Source organism: Geodermatophilus sp. SYSU D00691, assembly GCF_054050275.1.
Genome location: NZ_JBJGYZ010000025.1, coordinates 13804 through 39485, shown reverse-complemented (window position 1 = coordinate 39485; position 25682 = coordinate 13804). Strand labels below are relative to the sequence as shown.

The 25682-nt window shown below is 70.2% G+C and carries 28 protein-coding genes; 13 read left to right on the top strand and 15 right to left on the bottom strand.

The window, feature by feature from the left end; all coding sequences use genetic code 11:
- Positions 1–4: 4 nt before the first annotated feature.
- Both ACI797_RS17870 and ACI797_RS17865 read left to right on the top strand, forming a co-directional pair.
- Entirely contained in the window at positions 5–952 is a 948-nt protein-coding gene (locus tag ACI797_RS17870; RefSeq protein WP_456860093.1) for an alpha/beta fold hydrolase, read from the top strand.
- A complete protein-coding gene (locus ACI797_RS17865; protein WP_456860092.1) occupies positions 949–1785 on the top strand; it encodes an oxygenase MpaB family protein in 837 nt (278 codons plus the stop codon). Before ACI797_RS17870 ends, ACI797_RS17865 begins: the two co-directional genes overlap by 4 nt.
- On the opposite strand, the gene ACI797_RS17860 is transcribed toward ACI797_RS17865, so the two are convergent.
- Complete coding sequence (locus ACI797_RS17860; RefSeq protein WP_456860091.1) at positions 1758–2651, bottom strand: LysR family transcriptional regulator ArgP; 894 nt, start codon at positions 2649–2651, stop codon at positions 1758–1760. The two genes, ACI797_RS17865 and ACI797_RS17860, sit on opposite strands and share 28 nt — an antisense overlap.
- A 70-nt stretch (positions 2652–2721) precedes the next feature.
- Here ACI797_RS17860 and ACI797_RS17855 point away from each other — a divergent pair, with 70 nt between their 5' ends.
- Positions 2722–3351, top strand: coding sequence for a LysE/ArgO family amino acid transporter (locus tag ACI797_RS17855; protein ID WP_456860090.1), 630 nt, complete (start codon positions 2722–2724; stop codon positions 3349–3351).
- Here ACI797_RS17855 and ACI797_RS17850 read toward each other — a convergent pair.
- From ACI797_RS17850 to ACI797_RS17830, 5 genes are all read right to left on the bottom strand, one after another.
- A complete protein-coding gene (locus tag ACI797_RS17850) occupies positions 3348–4199 on the bottom strand; it encodes a RecB family exonuclease (protein ID WP_456860089.1) in 852 nt (283 codons plus the stop codon). The two genes, ACI797_RS17855 and ACI797_RS17850, sit on opposite strands and share 4 nt — an antisense overlap.
- A 36-nt stretch (positions 4200–4235) precedes the next feature.
- The gene (locus ACI797_RS17845) at positions 4236–5093 is read right to left on the bottom strand and encodes a PHP domain-containing protein (RefSeq protein ID WP_456860088.1); all 858 of its coding nucleotides are present in this window, start codon (positions 5091–5093) and stop codon (positions 4236–4238) included.
- Positions 5094–5131: 38 nt separating this feature from the next.
- Positions 5132–5821: a PH domain-containing protein gene (locus tag ACI797_RS17840; RefSeq protein WP_456860087.1), complete on the bottom strand. Its 690-nt coding sequence runs from the start codon at positions 5819–5821 to the stop codon at positions 5132–5134.
- 1 nt (position 5822) lies between these two features.
- A complete protein-coding gene (locus ACI797_RS17835) occupies positions 5823–5981 on the bottom strand; it encodes a hypothetical protein (RefSeq protein ID WP_456860086.1) in 159 nt (52 codons plus the stop codon).
- A 100-nt stretch (positions 5982–6081) separates the two neighbouring features.
- Positions 6082–6705: a DUF6758 family protein gene (locus tag ACI797_RS17830; protein ID WP_456860085.1), complete on the bottom strand. Its 624-nt coding sequence runs from the start codon at positions 6703–6705 to the stop codon at positions 6082–6084.
- A gap of 79 nt (positions 6706–6784) precedes the next feature.
- On the opposite strand from ACI797_RS17830, the gene ACI797_RS17825 reads away from it, so the two are divergent.
- Positions 6785–7198: an NUDIX hydrolase gene (locus tag ACI797_RS17825; RefSeq protein ID WP_456860084.1), complete on the top strand. Its 414-nt coding sequence runs from the start codon at positions 6785–6787 to the stop codon at positions 7196–7198.
- 1 nt (position 7199) lies between these two features.
- On the opposite strand, the gene ACI797_RS17820 is transcribed toward ACI797_RS17825, so the two are convergent.
- The 3 genes from ACI797_RS17820 to ACI797_RS17810 are packed head-to-tail and all read right to left on the bottom strand — an operon-like array spanning position 7200 to position 9462.
- Positions 7200–7706, bottom strand: a complete 507-nt coding sequence (locus tag ACI797_RS17820; RefSeq protein WP_456860083.1) for a MaoC family dehydratase — start codon at positions 7704–7706, stop codon at positions 7200–7202.
- A 21-nt stretch (positions 7707–7727) separates the two neighbouring features.
- Positions 7728–8840, bottom strand: a complete 1113-nt coding sequence (locus tag ACI797_RS17815; protein WP_456860082.1) for a tyrosine-type recombinase/integrase — start codon at positions 8838–8840, stop codon at positions 7728–7730.
- Positions 8833–9462, bottom strand: coding sequence for a helix-turn-helix domain-containing protein (locus ACI797_RS17810; protein WP_456860134.1), 630 nt, complete (start codon positions 9460–9462; stop codon positions 8833–8835). The genes ACI797_RS17815 and ACI797_RS17810 overlap by 8 nt, the downstream gene beginning before the upstream one ends.
- A 106-nt stretch (positions 9463–9568) precedes the next feature.
- Here ACI797_RS17810 and ACI797_RS17805 point away from each other — a divergent pair, with 106 nt between their 5' ends.
- From ACI797_RS17805 to cas7c, 7 genes are all read left to right on the top strand, one after another.
- Entirely contained in the window at positions 9569–9748 is a 180-nt protein-coding gene (locus tag ACI797_RS17805; RefSeq protein ID WP_456860081.1) for a helix-turn-helix transcriptional regulator, read from the top strand.
- 2 nt (positions 9749–9750) lie between these two features.
- Positions 9751–10731, top strand: a complete 981-nt coding sequence (locus tag ACI797_RS17800) for an AAA family ATPase (protein WP_456860133.1) — start codon at positions 9751–9753, stop codon at positions 10729–10731.
- A gap of 422 nt (positions 10732–11153) precedes the next feature.
- Complete coding sequence (locus ACI797_RS17795; protein WP_456860080.1) at positions 11154–11903, top strand: hypothetical protein; 750 nt, start codon at positions 11154–11156, stop codon at positions 11901–11903.
- Between the two features lie 451 nt (positions 11904–12354).
- Positions 12355–14568, top strand: a complete 2214-nt coding sequence (gene cas3 / locus ACI797_RS17790) for a CRISPR-associated helicase Cas3' (RefSeq protein WP_456860079.1) — start codon at positions 12355–12357, stop codon at positions 14566–14568.
- A gap of 93 nt (positions 14569–14661) precedes the next feature.
- Positions 14662–15324 (top strand): type I-C CRISPR-associated protein Cas5c, encoded by a 663-nt coding sequence (gene cas5c, locus ACI797_RS17785; protein ID WP_456860078.1) that lies wholly within the window; start codon positions 14662–14664, stop codon positions 15322–15324.
- On the top strand, positions 15324–17132 hold the full coding sequence (gene cas8c, locus ACI797_RS17780) for a type I-C CRISPR-associated protein Cas8c/Csd1 (protein WP_456860077.1): 1809 nt from the start codon (positions 15324–15326) through the stop codon (positions 17130–17132). Before cas5c ends, cas8c begins: the two co-directional genes overlap by 1 nt.
- On the top strand, positions 17129–18037 hold the full coding sequence (gene cas7c / locus ACI797_RS17775; protein ID WP_456860076.1) for a type I-C CRISPR-associated protein Cas7/Csd2: 909 nt from the start codon (positions 17129–17131) through the stop codon (positions 18035–18037). Before cas8c ends, cas7c begins: the two co-directional genes overlap by 4 nt.
- 2665 nt (positions 18038–20702) lie before the next feature.
- Here the strand turns inward: cas7c and ACI797_RS17770 are convergent.
- Both ACI797_RS17770 and ACI797_RS17765 read right to left on the bottom strand, forming a co-directional pair.
- A complete protein-coding gene (locus ACI797_RS17770; RefSeq protein WP_456860075.1) occupies positions 20703–20921 on the bottom strand; it encodes a hypothetical protein in 219 nt (72 codons plus the stop codon).
- A 63-nt stretch (positions 20922–20984) separates the two neighbouring features.
- The gene (locus tag ACI797_RS17765) at positions 20985–21563 is read right to left on the bottom strand and encodes a hypothetical protein (RefSeq protein WP_456860074.1); all 579 of its coding nucleotides are present in this window, start codon (positions 21561–21563) and stop codon (positions 20985–20987) included.
- A gap of 116 nt (positions 21564–21679) precedes the next feature.
- Here ACI797_RS17765 and ACI797_RS17760 point away from each other — a divergent pair, with 116 nt between their 5' ends.
- Positions 21680–22018 carry a hypothetical protein gene (locus ACI797_RS17760; RefSeq protein ID WP_456860073.1) on the top strand — a complete coding sequence of 113 codons (339 nt, stop codon included), beginning with the start codon at positions 21680–21682 and terminating at the stop codon, positions 22016–22018.
- 61 nt (positions 22019–22079) lie between these two features.
- On the opposite strand, the gene ACI797_RS17755 is transcribed toward ACI797_RS17760, so the two are convergent.
- Both ACI797_RS17755 and ACI797_RS17750 read right to left on the bottom strand, forming a co-directional pair.
- Positions 22080–22361, bottom strand: coding sequence for a hypothetical protein (locus ACI797_RS17755; protein WP_456860072.1), 282 nt, complete (start codon positions 22359–22361; stop codon positions 22080–22082).
- 25 nt (positions 22362–22386) lie between these two features.
- Complete coding sequence (locus ACI797_RS17750) at positions 22387–22653, bottom strand: hypothetical protein (protein ID WP_456860071.1); 267 nt, start codon at positions 22651–22653, stop codon at positions 22387–22389.
- 62 nt (positions 22654–22715) lie between these two features.
- On the opposite strand from ACI797_RS17750, the gene ACI797_RS17745 reads away from it, so the two are divergent.
- Positions 22716–24017, top strand: coding sequence for a hypothetical protein (locus ACI797_RS17745; protein WP_456860070.1), 1302 nt, complete (start codon positions 22716–22718; stop codon positions 24015–24017).
- 237 nt (positions 24018–24254) lie between these two features.
- Here ACI797_RS17745 and ACI797_RS17740 read toward each other — a convergent pair whose 3' ends face one another.
- The gene (locus tag ACI797_RS17740; protein WP_456860069.1) at positions 24255–24497 is read right to left on the bottom strand and encodes a hypothetical protein; all 243 of its coding nucleotides are present in this window, start codon (positions 24495–24497) and stop codon (positions 24255–24257) included.
- 612 nt (positions 24498–25109) lie between these two features.
- Positions 25110–25646, bottom strand: coding sequence for a hypothetical protein (locus tag ACI797_RS17735; protein WP_456860068.1), 537 nt, complete (start codon positions 25644–25646; stop codon positions 25110–25112).
- Positions 25647–25682: the final 36 nt, after the last annotated feature.

The following is a 25682-nucleotide window of genomic DNA, read 5'->3' as shown; positions in this document are numbered from 1 at the left end:
GGGCGTGGGGTTCACTGAGGGCATGGTCCTGCCCGGTGGCTCCTCCGACGCCGTTCCGCTCGCGATCGCGCCCACCGACCTGCGCCAGCTCGCCGAGCACGACGCCGCGCACCGCACCTTCGCCGGGGGCGCCGGCCCGCTCGCCGCGCTCGACACCGGTCCCGCCGACGGTGCCACCGTCCTGCTCGTCGCCGGCTTCACCGGCACCAAGGAGGACTTCGCCCCGCTGCTGCGGCCGCTGTGCGGCGCCGGGTACCGGGTGGTCGCGCTCGACCAGCGCGGGCAGTACGAGTCGCCCGGCCCCGACGACCCCGACGCCTACACCGTCGCCGCGCTGGCCGAGGACGTGGTCGGGGTGGCCCGGGAGCTGCGCGCCGAGAACCCCGCACCGCTGCACCTGCTCGGGCACAGCTTCGGCGGGCTGGTCTGCCGCGGCGCCGTGCTCGCCGAGCCGGCGCTGTTCACCTCGCTGACGCTGCTGGGCTCGGGCCCGTCGAAGCTGGTCGGCCCGCGGGCGGTCGTCCTCGAGCACATGCGGCCGCTGCTGTCCGAGGGCGGCGTGCCCGCGGTGCACGAGGCGATGGAGCAGCTGGCCATGACCGACCCGAAGGCGCAGGCGGTGCCGGCGCCGACGCGGGCGTTCCTGTCCCAGCGGTTCCTGCGCAACTCCGCCGCCGGGCTGCGCGGCATGGCCGACGCGATGACCAGCGAGCCCGACCGCGTGGCGGAGCTGGCGGCGACCGGCGTGCCGGTGCTCGTGGCGCACGGGGTGGCCGACGACGCCTGGACGCCGGAGGCGCAGGCCGACATGGCGGTGCGGCTGGCCGCGCGGTACGAGGTCATCCCGGGGTCGATCCACTCCCCCGCCGTCGAGAACCCGGCGCGGACGCTCGAGATCCTGCTCGACTTCTGGGGCAGCGTCACCGCGTCCGGGGTACAGGCGGCCTCGTGAGCGACGACGACGCCGACGACCTGCTCGGGTTCTTCGGTCCCCAGAGCGTCACCTGGCGGGTGCACAGCGACCCGACCTTCTCCGTCGCCGGGCTGCGCGCCCTGCTGCTGCAGGCGCTGCACCCGGTCGCCATGGACGGCGTCGCGAGCAACACCGCGGCCCGCGAGGACCCGTGGCCGCGGCTGGTGCGCACCGCCGCCTACGTGGACACGCTGACGTTCGGCACCCGCCGGGAGGCGCTGCGCGCGGTGCGCCGGGTGCGGGGGATCCACCGGCGGCTCGGCGGCGTGGAGGGGACGACCGGGCGGGAGTACCGCGTCGACGACCCCGACCTGCTGCTGTGGGTGCACTGCTGCGAGGTCGACTCGCTGCTGTCGGTCGCCCGGCGCGGCGGCGTCCCGCTCACCGGCGACGACGCCGACCGCTACGTCGCCGAGCAGGTGACCGCCGCGGTGCTGGTCGGCGCGGCGGAGGCCGACGTCCCCGGGTCCGTGGCGGCGCTCGCCGCCTACTTCGACGTGATGCGGCCGTCGCTGGCGCTGACGCCGGCGGCGCGCGACGCCGCCCGGCTGGTGCTGCTGCCGCCGATGCCGGCGTGGGTGCGCTTCCTCACCCCGGCCCGGCCGGCGTGGGGCACCCTGGCCTCGCTCGCCTTCGCGTCGCTGCCCCGGTGGGCGCGGCGGACCTACTCGATGCCGGGGCTGGCGCTCACCGAGCCGGCGACGACCGCGGCGCTCAAGGCGTTCCGGCAGGCGACGCTGGCGCTGCCGCAGAACGCGCGGCGCTCGCCGATCGTGTGGGCCGGCTACGAGCGGGTGGCCGGCGCGGCCTGATCCAGCTGCTCGCGGGCGGCGGCCAGCACGGCCTCGCGCACCCGGTCCAGGCCCGCCGAGCGCAGCTTCCACTGCTGCCAGTGCAGGACGACGTCGACGGCGCCGTCCTCGTCGAGCACGGTGAGGTCGGCGCCGCGCACCTGCTGGTCGGGGAGCATCCCCCACCCGAGACCCAGCACCACCGCCGCCAGGTAGTCGGCGGACGCGGGCACGTAGTGGGCCGGCGGGTCGGCGTCGGGCGCCCGGCCGCGCAGGTAGCGGTGCTGCAGGTCGTCGCGCCGGTCGAAGACGACGACGGGCGCGGCACGCAGCGCCTCGGGCGTCGGCCCGTCGGGGAACCAGCGCCGCGCGAACCCCGGTGCGGCCATCGGCCGGTACCGCATGCCGCCGAGGCGGGTGACGGCGCAGCCGGGCACCGGGACGGCGTCGGTGGTGACGGCGGCCATCACGGTCCCGGAGCGCAGCAGCGCGCTGGTGTGCTCCTGGTCCTCGCGGTGCAGGTCGAAGACGTGCTCGCCGGCCAGCGGGGCGAGCGCGGGCAGGACCCAGGTGGCCATCGAGTCGGCGTTCACCGCGATCGGCAGGGTGGCCGGCCGGTCGGCGTGCTCGCCGCCGCCGAGCTCGCGCACGGCGTCGGCGGCGAGCAGCGCGACCTGCCGGGCCAGGCGCAGCACCGCCTGGCCGGACTCGGTGACCTGAACCGGCTTGGTGCGCACGAGCAGCACCCGGCCGGTGGCGACCTCGAGCGCGCGCAGCCGCTGGCTGACCGCCGACGGCGTGACGTGCAGCGCGCGGGCGGCCGCCTCGAGGGTGCCCGCGCGGACGGTGGCGTCGAGCGCGCGCAGCTGGGCCAGGTCGAGGTCCATGAAGCAACGCTAACGTTGGTGCAGAATTCTGAGCTGGACTGTCCGCGTGGGGCTTCCTAGCGTCGGAGGCGTGCTCGACGCCCAGGCCCTCGTCGCCGTCCTCTCCGGCCTCGCGCTGGGGCTGGGGCTGATCGTGGCGATCGGCGCGCAGAACGCCTTCGTGCTCCAGCAGGGGCTGCGGCTCGAGCACGTGACCGCCGTGGTGGCCGTGTGCGCGGTCTCCGACCTGGCGCTGATCGGGGCGGGGGTGCTCGGCGCAGGGGCGGCGCTGACCCGGGTGCCGTGGCTGGTGCCGGTGGTCTGCTTCGCGGGCGCGGCGTTCCTGATCGGCTACGGCGTCCTGGCGCTGCGGCGGGCCCTGCGGCCCGGGGCGCTGCTCCCCTCGGCCGCGGGCGCGCGCACCGGGCTGGCGGTCACCGTCGGCACCTGCCTGGCGCTGACCTGGCTGAACCCGCACGTCTACCTGGACACCGTGGTGCTGCTCGGCACGACGTCGGCGACCTACGGCGACCACCGGTGGGAGTTCGCCGCCGGGGCCGGCGTGGCGAGCCTGGCCTGGTTCGCCGGCCTCGGCTACGGCGCCCGGCTGCTGCGGCCGGTGTTCGCCCGGCCGGTCGCGTGGCGGGTGCTCGACGGCGCGATCGCCGTCGTCATGACCGCGCTCGGGGTGTCCCTCGCCGTGCGGGGGTTCGGCGGCTAGGCGTCGTCGTCGGCCAGGAAGCTCCAGGTCTCCCGCGGCGGGGTGGCCGCCTGCCCGGTCGGGCAGCTCGGGCGGAAGTTGCACCAGGCGCACTGCCGCCCCGGGGCAGGGGGAAACGCCTGGTCGGGGTCCAGCCCCTCCTCCATCGCCCGGGTGGCGGCGCCGATGTCGGCGGCGACGTCCTCGGCCCGGCGCACGTGGTTGGCCAGCGAGCGGTCGGTGTGCTCGAAGGCGGCGACGGTGCCGCTGGGCAGGTGGTGCAGCTCGACCCGGGAGCAGGGGCGGCGCAGGGTGCGGCGGACGCCGAGCACGTACGCGGCGAGGGCGGGTGAGCCGCGGGCGTCGTCGTCGGTGCTGACGCTGCGGCCGGTCTTGTAGTCGACGACCACCAGCTCGTCGCCGCGCCGGTCGATGCGGTCGACCCGGCCGGACAGGGCGAGCGCGGTGGTGGTGCAGCCGACGGTGCGCTCGGTGCCCACCGGCTCGTCGCCCGGGTCGAGACCGGCGACGTACTCGGTGAGCCAGCCGGCCGCCCGCGCGCGCCAGCGCTCGGACTGCTCGGCGTCGCGGAAGCCGGCCGGTGACCACGCGCCGTAGAGCAGCTGCCGGGCGGCGGCGGTGGTGCGCTTGTCGACCGGCAGCTCGAACCACGACCGCAGCGCGGCGTGCACCGCGGCGCCGACGCTGTTGTGCGCCCAGGCCGGGCCCTTGGCCGGGGTGGGGCGGTCGACGTAGGCGTAGCGGTAGCGGCGCGGGCAGTCGCTGAAGCAGGCGAGCTTGCTCGGGGTCGCCGGGAAGAGCCGCCTGGGCATGCCCGGCATCTCGAGCTGCGCGGCGCCGGAACTCACGCCTCCACGCTAGCCGCGTCCGGCCGCGATCAGGCGTCAGTCCCCAAACGGCGCGCTGCCCGCGCCGGCGGCGATCAGCGCCTCCAGCTGCTCGGGGTCGGTGGTGCACGCGCCGATCGGGGTCGTCTTGTTGGTGCCGTGGTAGTCGCTGGACCCGGTGGCGAGCAGGCCGAGCTCCCGGGCCAGGCCGTGCAGGTGCGCGCGCTCCTCAGGACTGTGGTCGGGGTGGTCGACCTCGAGGCCGAGCAGGCCGGCCTCGGCCATGGCGCGGATCGCGTCGTCGCCGACGACCCGGCCGCGCTTGGTGGCCAGCCCGTGCGCGAACACCGGGACGCCGCCCGCGGCGCGGACCAGCGCGATCCCCTCGCGCACGTCGGTGTCGCGCTTGGCGACGTAGTGCGGGCTGCGCGGGTGCAGCAGCGTGGCGAAGGCGTGGTCGACCGAGTCGACGACGCCGGCCTCGACGAGGGCGCGCGCGATGTGCGGGCGCCCGACCACCCCGCCCTCGCTGGCCTCGACGATCCGCTCCCAGCTGATCGGGTAGCCGGCGGCGGCGAGCGCGGCGGCGATCTTCTCGCCGCGGCCGAGCCGCTCCTCGCGCAGCCGGGTGCGCTCGCTCATCAGCGCCGGGTGCTGGGGGTCGAAGAGGTAGGCCAGCAGGTGCACGCTGATCGGCCGGTCGTCGTCCGGGAACCAGCGGCACGACAGCTCCATGCCGGGGATCACCGTGAGGCCGGGCGGGCGCTCGGCGGCGGCCATGACCCAGCCGTCGGTGGTGTCGTGGTCGGTCAGCGCGATCACGTCGAGCCCGGCCGCGCGCGCGGTGGCCATGAGCGCGGCCGGGGTCTCGGTGCCGTCGGACACCGTGGAGTGGGTGTGCAGGTCGATCCGCATCGCCGTCCACCCTGCCCGATCGGGTTGTCGCCCGGCGCTCAGGGTCCCGTGCCCGGGGGCGGACGGCGCGGGATCGGCTCGGTGTCCTGCCGTCCGGCCGGTGGCGGGGGTGGCCGGCGCGGCGGCGGGGGTGGCGGCTCCTCGTCGCCGAGGTCGCCGTTGTCGACGCCGCCGGCGCCGTTGTCGCCGGGGAAGAGCAGCTCGCTGATCTTGCGATAGAGCACGTCGGCGCGCGGCAGGAAGGTGACGCGGGACAGCGCCTGGTGCTGGCCGGCCGACTCGATGCGGAAGGTGCCGTAGCCGAGGACCTGGCCGAACAGCGTCTCCTGCCAGGTGAGGTCGGTGATCCGCCGCCGCGGCAGCAGGGTGACGGTACGGACGATGACGCCGGAGGTGAGCAGCATGCGCCGCGGGCTGACGATGAAGTGGCGCATGTACCACTCGGCCACGTGCAGGCCGAGGTAGCCGAGGCCGGCGACGAGCAGCAGCAGCCCGGCCGAGCTGCTCACCCGGTTGTCGGGGTCGAGGGTGAGCAGCCAGAACCCGAGGGCGACGGCGGGAAGCGACTTCGCGGCCGGCTCGAACAGCGAGGCCCAGTGCCGGCGGGTGGCGATGATGACCTCCTCGCCGGGGAGGAGGTACTTGGCGACGTCCTTGCGGGCCCGCCGCCCCTCGTACATGGTCCGGGGGTGGCCGGTCTCCTCCGCGTGGGGCGCGGGCGGGGTCACCTCAGCCCAGGGAGCCGACGAAGTCCGCGAGGGAGGACGCCGCGTTGCCCAGGGCGTTGCCGGCGCTGCGGACGAACTCGGCCGAGCTCTCCGGGAACTTGATCACGTAGAAGACCACGAAGGCGATGACCAGCCAGGTGACGACCTTCTTCAAGCTCACCGTCACCTCCGCCGGGTGGCCCGCCGGGGTGGCGGACCGCTTCGTCCCAAGGCTCACACAGGCCTCACGGGTTGCCCGGGCGACGCGCCGGGTCGGTCGGCTACTTCCCCGGGAGCAGGTGCTCGCTCGGCGGGCCGAGCGGCAGGTCGGGGTAGAGCCGGTCGCGCAGGTCCAGCAGCTCCAGCTGCTCGGCGAGCAGCCAGGCGGCGTTCATCGGCCACATGACCAGCCACAGCCAGACGCCGTAGGCCTCGCCCACGAACGCCGCGCGGTCGTCGGAGGTGGGCACCGCCCACAGCGGCGCCCGCTGGCCGGCCGCCTTGACGTCGACCGACGAGGGACCGGTGATGACGTCGCCGGGGTCGAGACCCGGCAGCCCGGCGTAGCCGCAGCCGACGCCGGTGCCCGGCTCCTCGGCGACCAGCACCAGCTCGGCCGAGCCGCCCAGCGGTGCGGGGCCGGCGGTGTCGACGACGATGGCCCGCGCGCCGGGCTCGCCGCCCCAGGCCAGCCCGGTGACCGTCCAGCCGGTCGGCATGGGGTCGGGCACCCAGGCGGGCACGCGCGCGTCGGCGGTGACCGCGCTGATGGCGTCGTGCGCGATGAGCACCGTGTGGTGCAGCGGGGTCACGGCCCCGTGCAGGTGGCACCAGGCCTGGGCGTCGTGGCCCGGGCGCACGACCAGTTGCTCACCGCACCGGGGGCAGACCGCCGAGACGCTCATCGCGGAACACCGTCCTGTCCGCGCGGGCTCTCGTCAAGCCGAGCGCCCGCACGGCGCGCGGCCTCCGTAGCCTCGCCGCATGGTCGCCCCTGTCCCCCGCGTCCCGTGCGTCGGCGCGGTGGTGCGCGACGGCGCCGGGCGGCTGCTGCTGATCCGCCGCGGGCAGGAGCCGAGCCGGGGGCTGTGGTCGCTGCCCGGCGGCCGCGTCGAACCCGGGGAGACCGCCGAGCAGGCGGTCGTCCGGGAGGTGCGCGAGGAGACCGGGCTGGACGTCCGCGCCGGCGCCGTGGTCGGCCGCATCCTCATCCCGGCCGGCGCGGTCGACTACGACGTCGTCGATCTCGCCTGCACGCCGCTCGACCCGACGGCCGTGCCGGTGGCCGGGGACGACGCCGACGACGCGCGCTTCGTCGCCCCCGCGGACCTGGCAGGGCTGGGCTGCACGCCCCGGCTCGTGGAGACCCTCCGCGAGTGGGGCGTGCTGCCCGGCTGACCTACTTCCGCACCGGCTCCGGGCGGCCCGGCTGCTCGCCGCCGCGCGCCTCGCCGTACGAGCGCTTGGGCACCATGACCTTGCGCCGGAAGATGCACACGACGGTGCCGTCCTGCTTGTAGCCGATCGTCTCGACGTGCACGATCCCGCGGTCGCCCTTGGACTTCGACTCGGTCTTGTCCAGCACCGTGGTCTCGCCGTAGATGGTGTCGCCGTGGAACGTGGGCGCCACGTGCCGCAGCGACTCGATCTCCAGGTTGGCGATGGCCTTGCCCGACACGTCGGGAACGCTCATGCCGAGCAGCAGCGAGTAGACGTAGTTGCCGACGACGACGTTCTTGCCGAAGTCGGTGGTCTCCGCCGCGTAGTGCGCGTCCATGTGCAGCGGGTGGTGGTTCATCGTGATCAGGCAGAACAGGTGGTCGTCGTACTCGGTGACGGTCTTGCCGGGCCAGTGCTTGTAGACGGCCCCGACCTCGAACTCCTCGTAGTACCGACCGAACTGCACGATTCCTCCTGTTTCCGCAGGTCAGCTGCCCACTGACTGCTCCGATGGCGCGGTGATGGCACACCACGCCTCGTCCACCGCCCGCCGCGTGCGGTCCTCCGAGTCCGGCATGAGGTGCCCGTAGGTCTTCAGGACTAGCGTGGCGTTCTCATGGCCGAGGCGTTCGGCGACCGCCACCACCGACTCGCCGGCCGCCAGCAGCACACTCGCATAGTGGTGCCGCAGGTCGTGGCTGGTGGTCCCCGCTGACAACCCGGCCCGCTTCGCCGCCGCCGTGAACAGGGCCCCGTAGTACTCGCGCCCGTAGACCTCGCCGGTGTTGGTGACGAACAGCGACCCGTCGGCGCCCGGCGGGTACTCCTTGATGTGGGCGGCCAGGGCGTCGGCGACGACCTGGGGCAGTGGGACGGTCCGCCGGGAGCGTGGCGTCTTCGGCTCGGTACGCACCTTGGTGCGCGGGGCGATCTGAAATTCCACCCGCACCGTGCGCCGCAGGAAGTCGACATCCTGCACCCGCAGAGCCAAGAGCTCGCCCAGGCGCAGGCCCAGCCCGGCCTGGGTGAGCACCATGGCGCGGCTGCGGGACCGCATTGCGTCCGCAAGAGCGCTCACCTGGGCTACGGTCAGCGGGACGACGCGCTCCCGGTCGTCTCGGGGCAGCTGCACCCGGACTGCCGGCGACGAGGCGACCAGCCGGTCGAGCACGGCGCTGCTGTAGACCGAACGCAGCAGCCGGACGAGGGCGCGGAGCGTTGACGGCGCGAGCACCTGCGCCCGATCGGTCGCCCATGCCTGCACCTCGGACGGGCGGACGTCAGCCAGACGACGCTGCCCGAGCCGCGTGCCAGCGAGGTGGACGTCGATGAGGCTCGCCACCCGGGCCGCAGTGCTCGCGCGATGCGGACGGGCAGCCGCCCAGGCACGGGCGTACTCGGTCACCGTCGTCCGGTCGGCGTGATCGACATACTGACCGCGGTGTTTGTCCGCCTCGACGGTCGCCGCGAACCGATCGGCATCAGCCTTCTTGCCGAACGTCTTCTTGCGCTGCCGACCGTCCGGATCGCGGAACCGGACGTCGTAGACCTTCGCCGGCTTCCCGTTCCGACGGGTCGAACGCATCTCGACGCTAGCCACGGGCGCTCCTAGTCGAATCGTGGGTGATGCTGATCTCTCCTCCGGTTGGAAGGCGGTTCAGCAGGCTTTCGGCTCGGAGCAGGAGGACCAGACGCTCCGGGCTGTGACCGCTTCGGATCGCGGCGATCCACTCCTGCACGAGGGGACCGAGCTCGGCCTCCATCGCCTCGATCTCCGACATGAGCAGCTCCGGCGGTGGGTCGTAGGGACGGCTCACCTCGGCGAACTCGTAGTCCTGCTCCGCACTGACCTCTCCGTCCGTCGGCTGGTCGGCCGCCGGCAGCGCCTCGCGGCCGACCGCCCAGGCCCACGCTCTCTCCCACGGGACCGCTCGCGCAGGGGTCAACTCCACGGGAGCGTCATCAGGCTGCGCAGCACCAGGGAGCAGAAGACGTGTCGGCGTGACGTTGAGCGCCATGGCCAGAGCTACGAGGTCATCGACGTCGACCCGCCGCGTCCCCTTCTCGATCTTGTGGAGGCCCGTCGGCACGATCGGCCGCCCCAGCCGATCCAGGCGGGCGTACAGCTCCGCGAGTGACAGGCCTCTCTTTTCCCGGAGTTCGCGCAGGTTGGCGCTTACTCGTGGGGCCACTGGGCCTCGTGTGACCTCGCCCGTTCCCATCCTGGTCACGATCCTTCCTCTTTCGGCGACGGCCCTGCTACGTTGGTCGACATCACCAACCTGGTCACAACCTACACCAGAAGAGGAAATCTCGATGCAAGGTCTCATGACCGTCCAGGACGTCGCCGCCTACCTCGGCGTCCCCGTCGCCACGGTTTTCGCGTGGAACTCGCGCGGGACTGGCCCCAAGCGCTACCGCGTCGGGAAGTACGTCCGGTACCGGCAGACGGACGTCGACACGTGGGTCGACGAGCAAGTGGCTCCGAACGGATACACCCCCTCGTGACGATGTCCATGCCGATCGTCGCCTCGACCGCACGACTGCGTGAGTTCCTGGCCGCCCGGACGGTCGACGAGGTGCTTTGGGACAACGAGGACCGCGCGCGCTTCGTCGTCGAGGGTTTGCTGCACGCCACCACGACGCTGGTCTACGGCCTCAGCGAGGCCGGGAAGACCTGGCTCATGGTGGACATGATCAAGGCCCTCGTCGCCGGCACCTGCTGGCTCGGCCAGCCCGTCCACGGCGGAGCCCGCCGGTGCCTCGTTCTGGCAGCGGACGCCGGCGGGGAGTGGGAGTACGCCGAGCGGCTCGGCAACGGCTTCGAGGACACCGTGCTCCTCGCGCGCCCGCCCGCCGTTGACGTCGATCGCTGGCAGACCCTCGCCCAGAACACCGCGGCCGCGGGCTTCGGTGTCGTGCTGGTGGACAACCTGTACGCCTGGGCGGGCGCCGTGGACATGAACTCCAACGCCGAAGTCGCCCGTCCGCTCGCCTGTCTCGGGGCCGTCGCCCGCGCCGGGGTCGCCGTGGTGCTGGTTCACCACACCAACAGTGGTGGGAAGAAGCCGGCGGGCGTCCACTCCATCCCGGCGTTCTTCCGCCACAGCATGAAGGTCACCCGCACCACCCTGCGAAGCCACGGGAACGACGCCGCTGATGTTGAGTACCGACTGAGGCGGGACGGCGGCCGGATCGTCCATGCGTCCCCACTCGGGCTCGCGGACGCCGCCACAGTCGCGGATACGACCTCACCGACCGCCAAGACCGACGGCCGCACCAGGAAGGCGGCGGTCCGCTATCAGGAGGCCCTGACGCACCTGCAGAAGGCCCCGCCCGGCTTGAGCCAGCGCGCCCTTGGCCAGTACCTGGCGGACCGAATGGGGAGCGTCCAGAACGAGGATTCGGGTCGCAACCTCGTGCGGACCATGGCCACCAAGGGTCTGTGGGTGCCCCCGCGCGACGCTTCCTCGACCTCGGCCGGTGGGTGACGAGCTGGGCGAGGACCCCTGGGTGGGTGGGTTGGTTCCCCCCTACAACCCCCCTCCTCGACCCACGTATGAATTACCCGTCGGGAGCCCGCCTCGAAGGGCGGGCACCCGCCCCGATCTGGGCGCCTGCCAGCGCCCGGATCAGCAAGAGCGCCGATCACGACCGCTGCGCTGAGGCGCAGCCGCTCGGGATGGGCCTCGGCTTCTGGGCCGAGGCGCCGAACGAGCGCCACGCAGGGCGCTCGGCTCGTTATCGACCATCCGGTCAAGGCGAAACGCGAAGCACGGACGGGCTCATGGCCCGTTTCGGCCGACGGACCCCGGTCGGGGCTGAGGCCCCGCCTTCAACCACAGCGAGGCCGCCCTTGGGGCGGCAGCGGCTGCGCCCTGCCCTCTAACAGGGCTTCGACACGGAAAGCGGTATGAACACGAACACCCTGAATTACTTCGACTTCGGCCAGCTGCCCGGCGGGCAGCTCTCGCCCGAGCAGACCAGCGAGCTGGCCCACATGCGGTGCTTCAGCCGCACGTGGACGACGCACGAGCCGTGGAGCGACAACGCCGTCGTCATCGCCGGCCGTATCGCGCGGCTCGCCGAGGGCGGCGCTCTGAGCGCAGCTCGGCCCGGGATGGTCCTGACCGCCGCTCTCGAGGAGTCCGACGGGCTTACGGCGAGGCTGAGGGAGTTCCTGCCGGAGCTGGCGATCCGCAACCTGACGGGCGACGACCGACTCAGTCCGGGTAGATCGAAGGCGTCCCGGGCCGCGGTAGCCGAGGAGGCCGCCGTCCGGGTGATTAGTTGCCGGATGTTCCGGGAAGCGCGGCAGTCGTTCTGGAAGGCGGGCGGCCCGGTCGTCTTCCTGGACCAGGCCGAACGCCTCAGGCACGGCGGGCAGAACTACGGGTTCGTCCGGCAGCTGACCCACGCCGCCGAGTCAGTTCACGTCTTCACGACCGTTGACTTCCTCGAAGACCCCGTCGCGACGTTCCACCTCGGCAGCCTCCTTGGGCTGCCGGGCTTCCCGCCCACCCTGCAGCGCTTCAAGACCGCCTACGTCCACTCCACCGGCTACGGCATCAACGAGGCCATCGCGTGGCGCGAGTCGGCCAGGGCCGAGGTGACTGACCTGCTCGACTTCCACTACTACGAGCGCTTTGCACAGGACGGCTAACCCGGCCACCAGCCTCGTGGGCACGCCGCCCACCTCGCGTGTCCATCGGAGGGACGACGGCGAAGGCCTTCAGCCTCACTGCCGCCGTCGTTCAACTCCGCCAGATCGTGACCGCACCGCAACAATCCTCTGAGGCGTCTCGTAGTGCGACCGAGCAGCTAGCCGCGTATCCCCGGTCACGAGGTCACCCGTTCGCGCTGCGGGCGCATTGCCCCGCATCTGGAACGGCCCCTCCGAGAACACCCCGTCGAGTCCGAGCTCCACCGATCGTCGTGGAGGTCCTCGGCGTCACAGCGCCCCAGTCCCTTCCCCCGGTTGCTGCGCAATGGCACCGCTCCCTACCGTCCTCCGCATCCGCCTCTGCGCCGTTCGGTCCGACAAGGCAGGCGGACACCGACCGCTCAGGGCGGCAGGAGTGCGAGAACTGGTAGCGAGAGGAGGAGGAAGAGCCGTGTGGGCGCACTCGATGAACCGTGACGGGCATCGGCATGCCCTGGCCGATCACCTGCGCGGGACGGCGGAGTTCGCGCGCCGGTTCGCCGAGCCGTTCGGAGCCGGAGAGCTGGCCTACGTCCTCGGCCTGCTCCACGACGCCGGGAAGGCGTCATGCGAGTGGCAGGCTCGCCTGCTCGAAGTGGAAGGGACGGAGGCTCGGGCCGGACTGCCCCACAAGCAGCTCGGTGCCTGGCTGGCCTATCCCCGGGCCAAGCACGCCGCCGGCGCAATCCTGGCCCATCATGGCGGGCTGCTGGATCGAGGCGACGTGGCCGAGGAGCTTCGTCTCGAACGGGCTCGGGAGAGCCAAACGGCCGCCACGGTGCAGCGCCTTCGCGACCTGCTGCCGGAAGTAGAAGGTGGAGGCGAAGGCCCCGCCCTGATCCCGCGCGCCTGGTCGTCAGCCGGAAACGACCGGGTGCTGGAGATGGGCCTGCGCATGGTGTTCTCCGCGCTCGTCGACGCCGATCACCTCGACACCGCCGCACACTTCGCCGGCTCCGCAGCGCCGGGGACGTCTTCCCCGGCCGACTTCGGCGATCTCGTGGAGGTGTTCGAGAAGCGTCGCGCGGAGCTCCTCGCAGGACGACGGCCGTCACCCGTGGACGACGTGCGGTTGGAGCTGTATGCGGCGGCGGTAGCCGCCGCCGCGGGCCCCTCGGGCATCTACCGGCTGCCGGCCCCGACCGGTGCGGGCAAGACCCTGGCCTCAGCGGGCTTCGCCCTGCACCACGCCGCGCGGTGGGCGAAGGAACGGGTGATCATCGCCGTCCCCTACCTGACGATCACCGAGCAGAACGCGCAGGTGTATCGACAGCTGCTGGGCGACGAACTCGTCCTGGAGCACCATTCCGGTATCGACCCGGAGGACGGCTCGCCGGCCCGTCGCTGGCAGGGGCTGGCCGCCGAGAACTGGGACGCGCCGTTCGTGGTGACCACCACGGTGCAACTGTTCGACTCCCTGTTCGGGCGAAAGCCCGCACGTAGCCGTAAGGTGCACCGGCTCGCGAACGCGGTGCTCGTTCTCGACGAGGTACAGGCCCTGCCGGACCGGCTGCTTCCACCGATCCTCGACGGGCTGCGGGTGCTGTCCGAGCATTTCGGCACGACGGTGTTGCTCACGTCCGCGACCCAACCGGAGTTCCAGCACCTGCAGACCTTTCCCCCGGACTCGGTCGTGATCCGCGAGGTCGTGCCCGACCCAGCACCGATGTATGCCCGGATGCGGCGGGTGGTCTACGAATGGCGCACGGATCCGCGACCGACCTTCGCGCAACTCGCTGACGAGATCGCCAAGATGCCCCAGGCGCTCATCGTCCTGAACACGACCGCGGACGCGCGACGAATGCAGCGCCTTCTCGGAGAGCGGCGAGGCGACGATGTCCGGCACCTCTCGACCCGCATGTGCGGGAGCCACCGGCGGGAAGTGCTCGAGAGCGTGCTCGCCGAGCTCCAGGCCGACCGCCCCGTCGTCTTGGTGTCAACCCAGCTGATCGAGGCGGGTGTCGACGTCGACTTCCCGGTCGTCGTGCGAGCGCTCGCGCCCGCAGACTCTCTGCAGCAGGCCGCCGGTCGAGCGAACCGCGAAGGGCGCCGTCCCGAGAACGGACGCGTGATCATCGTCGACCCGGTCGACAGCTCCCAGCCGCCCGACTACCGAACCCGGGTGGCCCTAACCAAGAAGTTCTTCGGCCCCGGGCGGGCCGATCCTGACAACCGAACGGCGCTCGCGGCGTACTACCGAAGCCTGTGCGACACCCTGAACATCGACGAGGCTGAGCCGGCCCGCAGCATCCAGCGGCATCGGTCCCAGCTGAACTTCCAGACCGTCGCCGACGGACCGCTGCGCGACGTCGGCGGGGACCTAGGCCGCGATCTGAGTCGGGCCTTCCGGATGCTGCCCGACGAGACGGTGCAGCTCGTCGTCCGGTGGGACACGACCGGTGTCGTAGACGCCCTGGTCGCAGAGGTCCGCTCGGGGACGGCTCCTCGTCGAGACATGCTCCGGGCTCTGCAGCCCTATCTCGTGAGCTTGCCAATTCCAGTAGCCGATAGGCCGGAGGTTCGAGCGGTCAGCGAGGAGCTGCTGGACGGGCTGCGGCTCTGGCGAGGCCACTACGACCCCGTCGTGGGAATCGACGAGACCGTCCTCGATCCGTCCGTGTCCTGACGGTTCTCTTCGGCTCGATACCGCCCGGGCCGGAACTGTCGGTGGCCCCTGCCACAGTCCTGCCCGTTGATCTTGAGGAGCGTGGGAGCTGCGATGACGTCAGTCATGCCGCCGCCGGGCGGAGAGCGCCCGCCGGTGGTCGTACAGGTGTGGGGCGACGGCGCCCTGTTCACCCGCCCGGAGTTGAAGGTCGAGCGGGTCTCCTACCCCGTGATGACGCCGTCCGCGGCCCAGGGAGTGTGCGAGGCGATCTTCTGGAAGCCGGAGTTCTCCTGGCAGATCGTCACCATCGAGGTCCTCAACCCGATCCGGCAGTTCACCCAGCGGAGGAACGAGACAACCGATCTGCCCTCCCTGTCCGAGGCGGCGACCGGCCGCCGGCGGGTCGATCCGCAGGCTCACCGTGTGCAGCGCAACGCCGTCTGCCTGCGTGACGTCGCGTATCGGATCCACGCCCAAGTCCAGTTGCGGCCGCACGCGACAAAGCCCGAGGCGGCCTACCGGGATCAGTTCCGTCGTCGTGTCGCCCGTGGTGCCTGCTTCACCCAGCCCTACCTCGGCACCCGCGAGTTCACGGCCTACTTCGGAGAACCGGACGACAAACCGCCGATCGGACACACCGAGGACCTCGGGATCATGCTGCACTCCGTCGACCACTCGACCACCCCGGCGTCGTTCACCTGGTTCACTGCTCGACTGGACCACGGGGTTCTACACGTCCCTGAACGAGGCATTCCGGGGACGGGCGTGGCCTGATGTTGCTCCAGCGCCTTGTCCAGTACGCCGAGAGCCACGACGCGCTGGCCCCGTTCCATGGGGAGCGAACCTTCCAGTGGCAGCTCACGCTGCGGGAAGACGGACACCTTGAGGTTCCTCATCTCGTGCCGCTCCAGGTGCTGGACGCCAAGGGCCGGCCGCGAGGAGTGGCCCACTTGGTGCCCTCGGCCGTGCGCACGTCGGGCGTCTCGGCGAACCTCGGGGCAGACGACGTGCAGTACGTGCTTGGGTGGGCGGACGCAAAAGGCAAGCCGATCCGCGTGACGGCCTGCCACGCCGACTTCGTCGACCTGACGCGCCGATGGGCCGCGTCCCCGGAGGCGGCGGACGACCCGGTGCCGCAGGCGCTGGCCTCCTTTCTGGCTAGCGGCGGACCGGCTCGTGTCGTCCGTCCACCGGAGTGGACGTCGAAGCAGGGCGTCGTCGTGATGGTCGGCGACACGTTCGCCCACCGGGCACCGTCCGCGGCCGCCTTTTGGGCCGCGGAGGTTGCTCGACGCAAGGGCGCCGGTCGGTCCGGGCTTTGTCTGGTGTGCGGGCGGAAGCGGCCACTGTTGGACACGATTCCCAAGAAGACGCCGGCCCATCTGGTGCCCGGCGCGACGCAGGAAGCGGCGCTGGTCAGCGTGAACCGGTCTGTGTTCGGCTACCAGCTCTCCACCCAGCTCGCTGCCGTCCCGATCTGCGTGACCTGCGGGGAAGGCACATCCGCAGGGCTTCGCCTGATCCTTTCTTCCGGCCGCACAGCCTCCTTCGGCGGGCAGGACAGTCGGCTGGCCTGGTGGGTTCCCGGGAGTGAGAGCGACCCGCTCGCGGACCTCGACGCGCCCGATCCCGAACGGGTGACGAACCTGCTGCGTGGTGTGCAGCGCGGGAGGGAGATCGACTCAAGAACCCCGGAGGCCGCCGCTGATCGTCTGATCGAGCAGGAGACGTTCTGTTCCTTGGTGGTGGGCGGCAACGTCTCGCGCGTGATGGTCCGCGACTGGGTGGAGATGCCGCTGGAGCAGCTGCGGCGACACATCGCCGCCTGGTTCACCGACACCGAGATCGACCCGCTCTGGGCCGGGAACCCGCATTGGCACTCCCTGACGCAGCTCATGCGCGCGATGGGTCGCTGGCAGTCCGGTCATCCCGGCCGCTACGCCGAGTTCGGCGCGAAGGGTGCCGACCGCCCGCAGGACGTGCACCGCGACCTCCTCCGTGCCGCGATCCACGGGGCGAAGCTCCCGCCGTCCCTGCTCGTCCATCTCGTGCACCGAGTGTGTACCGACGGTCGGCTCGACGACGCCCGCACTGGACTGATCCGCCTTGCCCTCGTCCGCACCCTGCCGGGAGGAACCCCGCCAATGCCGGGACTCGACCCAACCAGCACCGACCCCGCCTACGTCTGCGGCCGCGCCTTCGCCGTGATCGAGAAGATCCAGCAGGACTTCAACAAGAACCTCAACACCACGTACGGCGACCGGTACTTCGCCGGGGCGGTCACCAACCCGCGGGCGGCCCTGGTCGCCGGACGGCGCGATGCCACCGCCTGGCTTAAGCGGCTGCGCCGCACCAATCTCGGTGCCGCGATCCACCACGAGAAACTCCTGTCTGAGGTATTCGACCGGCTGCCCACCGACGGCATCCCCGCCCGTACGACTCTGCGCGGGCAGGCCCAGTTCTTGCTGGGCTACCACCACCAGCGCTCAGCCTTCTTTACGAAGCGGACGAGCACCGACACGACGCCCGGTGTGGAGAACCCGGATACCGATCAGCCCCAACCCGAAGGAGCCCGCCCGTGACCACCACGCCAGACACGAGCACCGCTGCGCACCTCAACCCGGCCGTCCGCCACGACATGGTCTTCCTGTTCGACGTCACCGACGGCAACCCGAACGGCGACCCGGATGCCGGCAACCGTCCCCGCATGGACGACGAATCAGGACACGGACTGGTGACCGACGTCGCACTGAAGCGCAAGATTCGCGACACCATGGCCCTCGCCGCCGACGGAGATCCACGCTACGGCCTATTCGTCGAACCCGGATACGCCCTTAACCCGCGGCTGGAGGAGTCCTACGAGGCCACGGGCCTCAAGCTAGGCGACAAAATCACGCCGGAGCAGGCAGCCCAGGCACGGGCCTGGCTCTGCGACCGCTACGTCGACATCCGTCTTTTCGGAGCGGTTCTGTCGGTGGGCAAGACGGGGGCACTCGGACAGGTCCGCGGGCCGTTGCAGCTGACCATGGCACGCTCCGTGGATCCGGTGTTCCCAATGGATCATGCGATCACTCGCGTCACCCAGACCAGGCAGGAGGACATCGACAAGGGCGAAACCACCGAGATCGGCGGCAAATGGGCCGTCCCCTACGGCCTTTACCGCGCCGAGATTTTCTACTCGGCCTCACGGGGCCGCCAGACCGGAGTCGACGAACGCGATCTGGAAATGCTGTACCGCAGCCTGGAGATGATGTTTGATCACGACCGCACTGCGACGCGGGGACGGCTGACTCCCCGGGGCCTGTACGTGTTCAGCCACGGCGATGCGTTCGGCGCGGCACCGGCGCACCGGCTCACCGAGCGGGTGCAGGTCGCCCGGGTCGGCGCGTCATCCGACGCAGCGCCGAGAAGCTTCGCCGAGTACACCCTATCGGTCAATGACGACGAGCTTCCGTCCGGCGTGCAACTGACCGAATTGATCCCCTAACGCCGTGTAGCAGCCGTCCCGCCGATGGTCCAGGGAGGCGACGAGCGTGGGCTGCGCTTAGGGCCTATCAGCGGCCGTCCCCTGACGGCTGGAAATTGCAGTGGCTCGCAGGCTCGTCCCTCAGCGGCCGCCCTCCAGGCGATCAAGGATCACAACGGCGGGGATGGTTGAAAGCAGCGTTGGCGCCTGCTGCCAGGGGCCCGAGGATCGCAATGACCACGTTATTTGGGTTCGGCTGGCACGGCACGAAAAGCACGGCACTCTACGGAGCGGCAGAAGTCGAAGCGAGGGTCGGATGGGCTTCGCCGTCAGGGACGTCCGTAGCGGTCACTGTTCGAGTCGGCCGAGGATCGCAACCTCCTAGTCACGTAGTCGTTGAGCGTTAGCGACCGGCCGCTACTGCTGCACAGAAGTCGCAGGGGATCGCAACAAGCGATGGGATCAGCAGCTCTTCAATCACTTGCTCGCATGGCCTCTCAGAGGAGCCTGAAAACGCATGTCAACATGTATTCAGAGTTCGATTGATGGGCTGAAGCGGTCGCCTTCTAGGGTACGACCGAGGATCGCAACAGGTCCGTCTCCAGCTCGATGCGCTTTCAGTCCACAGCCGGGCGCCCCAAGCCGTCCAAGGATCGCAACTACGCCGACGTTGCGCTCTGAGAAGCCACCAGAAGCAGCGACCACGCTTTAGGGGAGCCGAGGATCGCAAAGACATCAAGCTCGACTCGAGCGACACCGATACGGTCACCGCAGTTGTCCTCGTGGAGGAGTTGGGGTCTGAACTCGACGCTCCTCCGACCAGTCTGGCCCGCGATTCCGTATCCCTCGAATACGACCGAGGATCGGACCGCGGAATGCCAATGGTCACCCGCGGCCAGCGACGGCTGTCGCCGGCCTCGGGGGTCGAGGATCGCAATACCGCGAACGGCGCGTCCAACCTCATCAACGTTTGGTAGCGGCCGCCGCTCGGTGTGGCCGAGGATCGCGATGAGCTCAGGCCGGCGGCGAAGCCGTAGGTTGAGTCGCAGCGGTCTCGCTCCGAGGCGGCCGAGGATCGCGACGACTCCAGGGGGGTAGCCGCATATGTAGCGATCGAGCGACCACCTTCCGAAGCGGCCGAGCGTCGCAATACGGAAGGCGAGATTCGGGGTACCGAGTACCGCTAACAGCGGCCGCCATGTAGCGGCTGAGGATCGCAACGGGTTGACCGCGATGTCGACTGGCTGAGCGAGACACAGCGCGGCCCTCGGCGACCGAGGACCGCAACTTCCCGGGCCATGAAGTTTGGATGCTATGAGCCCGGCAGCGGCGCCGACTTGCCGGCGGCCGAGGATTGCGAGCAACTGAAAGACAGAACCGCAGCGGAGGACGCGGATCGTTCGGTCACCTAGCCGACAGCACAGGAACACAACAAGCGTGAATCAGCCACTTCGTGAGCACGTCACCTTGAGTCCCACCTCGGCGGGTCCCTGATCCACCGATTCCACAACGGCTGTGAAGGGATAGGAAGAGCAGTTGCAACCCTTGACGACTCCAAAGGCGAGCTCGATGTATGCCGAGCGCGTATGCGCAGAGTAAAACCGGACCCGTTGCGACCCTCGGCCGCTCTCAAGAGCGGCCGCTTCTGTTCCTCGCCATGCGCGAGCAGCCATCTAGGGGCGTTGCGATCCTCGCCCGCCATTGAAGGCGGACGATGCTTTTTCGGACATGCCTAACTAGCACGCGAGAGCCATAGGCCCCGCGAACCACCCCACGCGCTCCCTTCAGGTGGCCAGCGGAGCCGCGGCGGAAGTGCGATAGTGCGTTCTTCAGTCACCTTGAGAGCGCCGTTGCGCCCCCTGCAGGGTGGCCGCACGGCGCGCCGCCGCTGGTTCCGTCAAGGACGTCGCCGGTCTCCAGGTTGTTGTCGCGATCCTCGGCCGCCCGGAGGGCGACCGCTGTTCTGTTAGCCGGTCAGGCGCTTCTTGAGGCCGTTGTTGCGATCCTGGGGCCCACGCTCAGGTGGGCGCAAAGCAGATAGCAAAGTTGCTTGTAGCCATCATCGCCGTTGCGATCCTCGGCCGCCCAGGAGGTGGCGCGCGTAGTGGCATCGTAGCTGCAGGAATTTCACCCACAGCGTCGCCATGCTCGGCTGGACCGGGACCTGCCGCTGGTGAGTAGCGGGTACTCAAGCCAGTCCTCTAGGTCATTGCGATCCTCGCCCCCGAAGGGGTCCCTTTCTGGCAGCTGGACGCCTCCGCGCCTCAACGTCATCATATTTCGATCCTCGGCCGAGGGGAGCGTGGCGGCTGGAATTCGGTGGCGAGTAGCCTTCCCGCAACGCGCCAATATTTGGCTGATCCACCGCGGCCACAGTTTCATGCCTTGCGATCGCCTGCGTCTCGGTCTGTCTATTGCAATCCTCCACCGATCCCCTAATTGGTCCCCCACTCATCAGGTGCGCGTCATCACGGACCTCCTAAGCGCACCGATGCTCGACCTGGTGGACACCGGCATGGGCGCTGATAGGTCACGACGGCGGATCTGCCACAACCCCCCTCCCGGGCAAATCGGATCCCACTACATCGCCGAAACGCCCCGCAGATTTCGTCCGCTCCTCGTCTGAAAGACGCCTCGGACGCACCGGGCCGCGACTCATGGGCGCAGCCCGTTCTGCAGCAGGCTCCTAGAGGGACAGCACTGTCAGAACGGCACCCACGAGGGCCAGGGTCGCCCCGATCGTCGCCGCCAGTGCGAACAGCTTGGCCTTGTGTTCTTCCGCGGCGAAATCCGTGCTCGCGTCTCCACCATCGATGGTCGCTGTCGTCGTCCTCAACCGGTGCACGGCGTCTACGACGACCAGCACCGCCCCGATGGCGACGATGATCGCGCCGGTCAGAGCCACTTCCCGAGCCTAACGATGGCAGGGATAGTGACACCCACCCGGTCGAGCGACACAACAGGGCCGCTAGCGGCTGCCTGGCTCATCAGCGCCAGGCTGTGCGAAGACTCGAGTCGCGTGCTGCAGTGTCGACAAGCGGTCACCTACGTCGCGTGCGATCGCCTGTAACACAGTCGCATCGGCGGGGCGCGTCGACGTTTCCATCAGACCCGCCATCGCGCCGAACCCTTCCTCGTACAACTGCCGCATCTCCTCGAGGGCGTCGAGGATGGCCCGATCCGTGATCAACGAGCTGGCCGAGAACAGGGCCTCACCGAAGGCCGTATGGGAGTTCTCCAGTTGAGGCAAGAGAACGACGGCTGATTGAGTGCTGACGAACGCCGACGCAGCCACCGAGATATCGCGACGCCACTCGACTGCAGCCGTCATCGTCCTCGCAATCGCGGCCCGCTGCGCGTCCTCCCGGGCTGCTGCCTGCTCTCGCTCCCGCTGTTCGGCTGCGGCTCCCCGGTCGTCGCTGCGCTTCCACCGCTCGATGACGAAACCGAGCCACACACCGCCCAGAGTGCCCACGACGGGGGCCGTGACCTTGACGATCTCGATCGCGGTGGTTCCAGCTGACACGTCTGCCAGCTTGCCTGTCACCGACGAGCGCCTGCGGACGGGGGCTGACTTCGGCAGACCAGTTCGTCGTGCCGCACGGGTACCGTGGCCTTCGCCGCGGCTTCCCCCGGGCATCAGCGCCGGAGGGAGAAGGCAACGTGTCCGCTGAGAATCGGCTCACCGTCGACCAGCTCGCCGCACTGTCCCCCGGCGACCAGGTGACCATCGAAACGGCCGGTGACGTCCGCCGGCCCCGCCGCGCGACAGGCACGGTGGTCCGCTTCGAGGGTCCGCACATCGTCGTCAGCTGCCGCAGTCCCCGCGGCGTCGCGTACGTGCACCATTTCGGCCGTCGCGACGGCATCCGAGCCGGTGGCGGCCGCAACGCTGAGCTCGTCAATGCCGCGGCGGCCGCGGCGGTCACGAGTAAGGAGCGCCGGCGGCAGCTAGGCGTCGATGCCGCCCAGGCGCCTGGGCCCGCGACCGCGAGGACGTAGAGAAGCTCCGCGACCTGCAGGCTGCAGTCGCCGACGCTCTCGTCGAGGACTTCGTCACCAGCTAGCCCTCAGGCTGGTCCGCCGGCCGGCTCTCCACGTTGAACTTCTCGACCGTCAGCCACGGCAGCTGCTGAGCCCCCATGAACAGGGCACGCACACCGACCGCGCTCGCGACCGTGGGAGGGCTGTCGCTCAGACTGCGGGCCGTCACCTCAGGAGACGCGCCCGACCCGGTGAAGGTGACGTGCCCGAGTCCCTCGTGGAATCGCCGGACAGCATTGATTGTGTTCTCGGCGAGTTGCCGCCCCGCCTCGTCGTCGCTGATGAGGATGTCGAACTCCATCGTGACCCGATACCGATCCATGCCGTTACCCTAATGGCGGCTGGCTGACGGCGACCGCGGCCCACATCGGCTCGACCGTCAGCGATGGCACCCGGTCCTCGACCCGCTGCCACGGTGCCGCCATGAACGTCTGCAGCTGCACCGAGGCTGTCAGGTCGGAGGCCGTCTGGGACGCGACTTGGTCGACCGCGACCTGGCTGACGTCGACGTTGTCGGGCAGCTGTGCACGAGCGATGAATCCAAGAACCTCGGTCTGCACGTCGACGTCATCGACGTCCGCCTCGAACGTCACCGTGATCCGCCGCCCGGCTGCTGCCGGGGGAGCGCCCGGCCCAGCAGGAGCCCCGCACCTCCGTGGAGACGATGACGTCGTCAGTGCAACACATCGAGGGTGCCCAACACGACGAAGACGTGGGCCGCCACGCCAGCATCCCGACGCGACGACGCCATAGGCACAGCCCTCGGCGTCCGATTTCGGAGCGGCAGCGGCCGGGCCCCGGACGGCCGTGCGACCGTCTGTTCGTGCCTCCGATGACCCCCACGACAGATGTCCTCGTCCGCACCGACGGCGGCAGCTGGCAGCGCCCGACGTCAGAGGGCTACGTCGACGAGTACGAGCTGCAGCGACTTCTGGGCGAGCAGCCGAGCCTCATCGAGGGGATCGGCCGGGAGGCCGTCGCGGTGCGGGAGTTCAGCACCGGCGTGGGACCGGCCGACCTCGTCGTCGTCGACACCGACGGGACCATCACTGTCGTCGAGTGCAAGCTCGCCCGGAACCAGGAGATCCGGCGCACGATCATGGGACAGGTCCTCGACTATGCATCCCGCCTGGCGGAGCTGACCCCGGAGGACTTCCAGCGGCAGTGGTCCGCGCAGAACGGCCCCTCGCTGGACCAACTCTTCGAGGGCTCCCCCGAGGGCCGCGAGAACCTGGCCGCCAACCTGCGCGCCGGCGTCTTCACGCTGGTCCTCGCGGTGGACGCGATCAACGAGGACCTCCGGCGCATCGTCCGATACCTGAACACCCACACCACGGCCGGCATGCGCCTGCTTGCCATCGAGCTGCGGCGTGCAGTCCACGCGTCGACGGAGATCCTCATCCCCACCGTGTACGGCTCCGAGTCCGCGGACGAGAAAGATGCGCGACCAGCCTCGAGTGCCTCCCCGCGCGCCTCGACCACATGGACCCAGGCTGACGTCGACTCGTGGCTGCGGGAACGCGACCCCGGCTTGGCCGACTCGGTGGCGTCGCTGACGAGCGAGCTCGTCACCCACGGCTTCCGGGTACAGGAGAAGGGCTCCGGCCTGTTCCCCAGCTACTCGATCTCGGGCACCTCCTCCGGCGCCGACGTCACACCCCTCAGCGTCTACTGCGGGGAACCGGCGGTGCTGGGCTGCAACTTCGCATGGACGACAGGAGCCGGTGAGGAGGCCCTCGGCCGCTACCTCGACGACCTGATCGCCGCCGGCGCACCCCTGAAGCGAGACGTCATCATCCGAGCTGCCTATCGCAAGCGGGTGAGCATCCCCCTCGAACTGGTCACCGACCCCGACCGGCGTGCGGCCTTCGTAGCGGCCGCCCGCCGCCTGTCGGAGCCGCTGCCAACGGGGATGGAAAACACATCATCGCCCGCACGACGTCAGCAGTTGAGGTAGCGACCGGAGTTCTGCGCCCCCTCGGCGAAGTAGCGCGTCACGTCCTTGCCGAGGACGGCCTCAGCAAAGCCGTCCCGGGCAGACGTGGGCGATCCCAGAATCCCCACGCGGCTCGACCGGCCGCATCTACGTAATCCCAGTCCCCGGCCTGCTGGGCGCCCCACCTATCGGGACCTACACCGTGACACCAGGGACTTAAGCCGGCTCCGTGTCCCGTAGCTGCCCACTTGAGGACAGTCAGGCCCCGGTGGCGTTGTAACTGCCGCCGCTCAGGTTGACCGGCCTCGGACGGTCCTTGGCGGCGAGGCCCACCACGTCGGGGCCGAGGGCGTGCGGCCAGAACCCGTCACAGGCAATCTGTGCGGACGGGTCGATGAGGCACACGGCTTCGTTGACGATGGCGATCAGCCGGTTTGCCTGCTCCGTCGTGCCGGTGAACGTGACGGCGATGGTGCGCGGGAGGGGCTTGCTAGCGGGCATGGTCGGAACCTCACTGGGGGTGGGTGATCGGTCAGGCAGCGCGCCGGCAGCGCGTGTGGTCGGCCGCTCGTCGGCGCTTTCCGACCTTCGTCGCTGCCGTTTCCAGTGCCAAGGGAGGCGACGGTATATCGACCTGGAGGCCGTGCCCGGTGTAGCCGTGCGCCGTGTCGCGAAAAGGTCGGCAGCGCCGGGCGGGAGGAGGTCGAGCATCTGTCCCATAGGCCGCCTCTAGAGCGACAAAGCACAAGGCGGTGCCGCGCGTCGACGGGTGGCCGCGGACCCGAACCCCTACTGCCGTCGGCACGCATGCGGTAGCCGAACACCTTGTACCCCTGGGCGGGCCAGCCCTGCGCCGTGCAGCGATTCCAGCGCCACAGGCGCGCATGCGGTCGGACACGAACGCCGCGAGCTCGGCCGGGACGCCTCAGGCCAGCCGGCCGGTGGACGTCGTGTGGCGAATGTTCGCAACCATGCCAATGGACTCCATCTGGGGCTGTCGCCAGATCCCGCCGCTGAGGCCGAGATCCTCACGATGACGCAGCCGTAGCCCTTTAATCGCATTCACCCCCATGCGTATAAATAGCTGCCGCATTGCCACGGTGCAACTTTGACTCATGTCGCTCTGAATGCTTCGCTCCGCTCATGAAGTCGAACTCCGAAACCCCGAAGGTTTGCGCCAGATGCAAGCGCGCAAAGCCGCGTGAAGAATTCGGCGTGAACAACGCCACGAAGGATGGCCTTCACTACAACTGCCGACCATGCGCAGCCCTTGTGCGCGCCGCCTGGGCCGCGAGGAACCCAGGTAAGACGGCCGAGTATGCCCGGCGCCATCGAGAGCGAGACCGAGGCCGGTACAACCGGAAGATGCGCGACTGGGCGCAGGCTAATAGGGATCGAGTGCGCGCCTTTGATCGAGCCATCGTCGATCGGAATGTGGCTCACGTAAATGCCATCAAGCTTGCAAGAGGTTGCGCAGACCGCGGCCTTCACGGGTATGACTGCGGCCCGCCAATGAATCCCAGCCTGCTGGAATTTGACCACGTCCGTGGCGACAAGCGGGCAAGCGTATCCCGGCTTGCCCTCGGCGGCTACAGCCTTGCCGCCATCGACGCCGAGATCGACAAGTGTGAGGTCGTCTGTCAGGCGCACCACCGAATCCGCACGCTCACTGGCAGGCGGTGACCA

Excerpts from the sequence above, each read along its gene's own strand:
- ACI797_RS17860 (WP_456860091.1), bottom strand. The coding sequence starts at position 2,651 with ATGGACCTCGACCTGGCCCAGCTGCGCGCGCTCGACGCCACCGTCCGC.
- ACI797_RS17845 (WP_456860088.1), bottom strand. The coding sequence starts at position 5,093 with ATGCGGATCGACCTGCACACCCACTCCACGGTGTCCGACGGCACCGAG.
- ACI797_RS17830 (WP_456860085.1), bottom strand. The coding sequence starts at position 6,705 with ATGAGCGTCTCGGCGGTCTGCCCCCGGTGCGGTGAGCAACTGGTCGTG.
- ACI797_RS17825 (WP_456860084.1), top strand. The coding sequence starts at position 6,785 with ATGGTCGCCCCTGTCCCCCGCGTCCCGTGCGTCGGCGCGGTGGTGCGC.
- ACI797_RS17810 (WP_456860134.1), bottom strand. The coding sequence starts at position 9,462 with ATGGGAACGGGCGAGGTCACACGAGGCCCAGTGGCCCCACGAGTAAGC.
- ACI797_RS17805 (WP_456860081.1), top strand. The coding sequence starts at position 9,569 with ATGACCGTCCAGGACGTCGCCGCCTACCTCGGCGTCCCCGTCGCCACG.
- ACI797_RS17800 (WP_456860133.1), top strand. The coding sequence starts at position 9,751 with ATGTCCATGCCGATCGTCGCCTCGACCGCACGACTGCGTGAGTTCCTG.
- ACI797_RS17795 (WP_456860080.1), top strand. The coding sequence starts at position 11,154 with ATGAACACGAACACCCTGAATTACTTCGACTTCGGCCAGCTGCCCGGC.
- cas5c (WP_456860078.1), top strand. The coding sequence starts at position 14,662 with ATGACGTCAGTCATGCCGCCGCCGGGCGGAGAGCGCCCGCCGGTGGTC.
- cas8c (WP_456860077.1), top strand. The coding sequence starts at position 15,324 with ATGTTGCTCCAGCGCCTTGTCCAGTACGCCGAGAGCCACGACGCGCTG.
- ACI797_RS17755 (WP_456860072.1), bottom strand. The coding sequence starts at position 22,361 with ATGGAGTTCGACATCCTCATCAGCGACGACGAGGCGGGGCGGCAACTC.
- ACI797_RS17740 (WP_456860069.1), bottom strand. The coding sequence starts at position 24,497 with ATGCCCGCTAGCAAGCCCCTCCCGCGCACCATCGCCGTCACGTTCACC.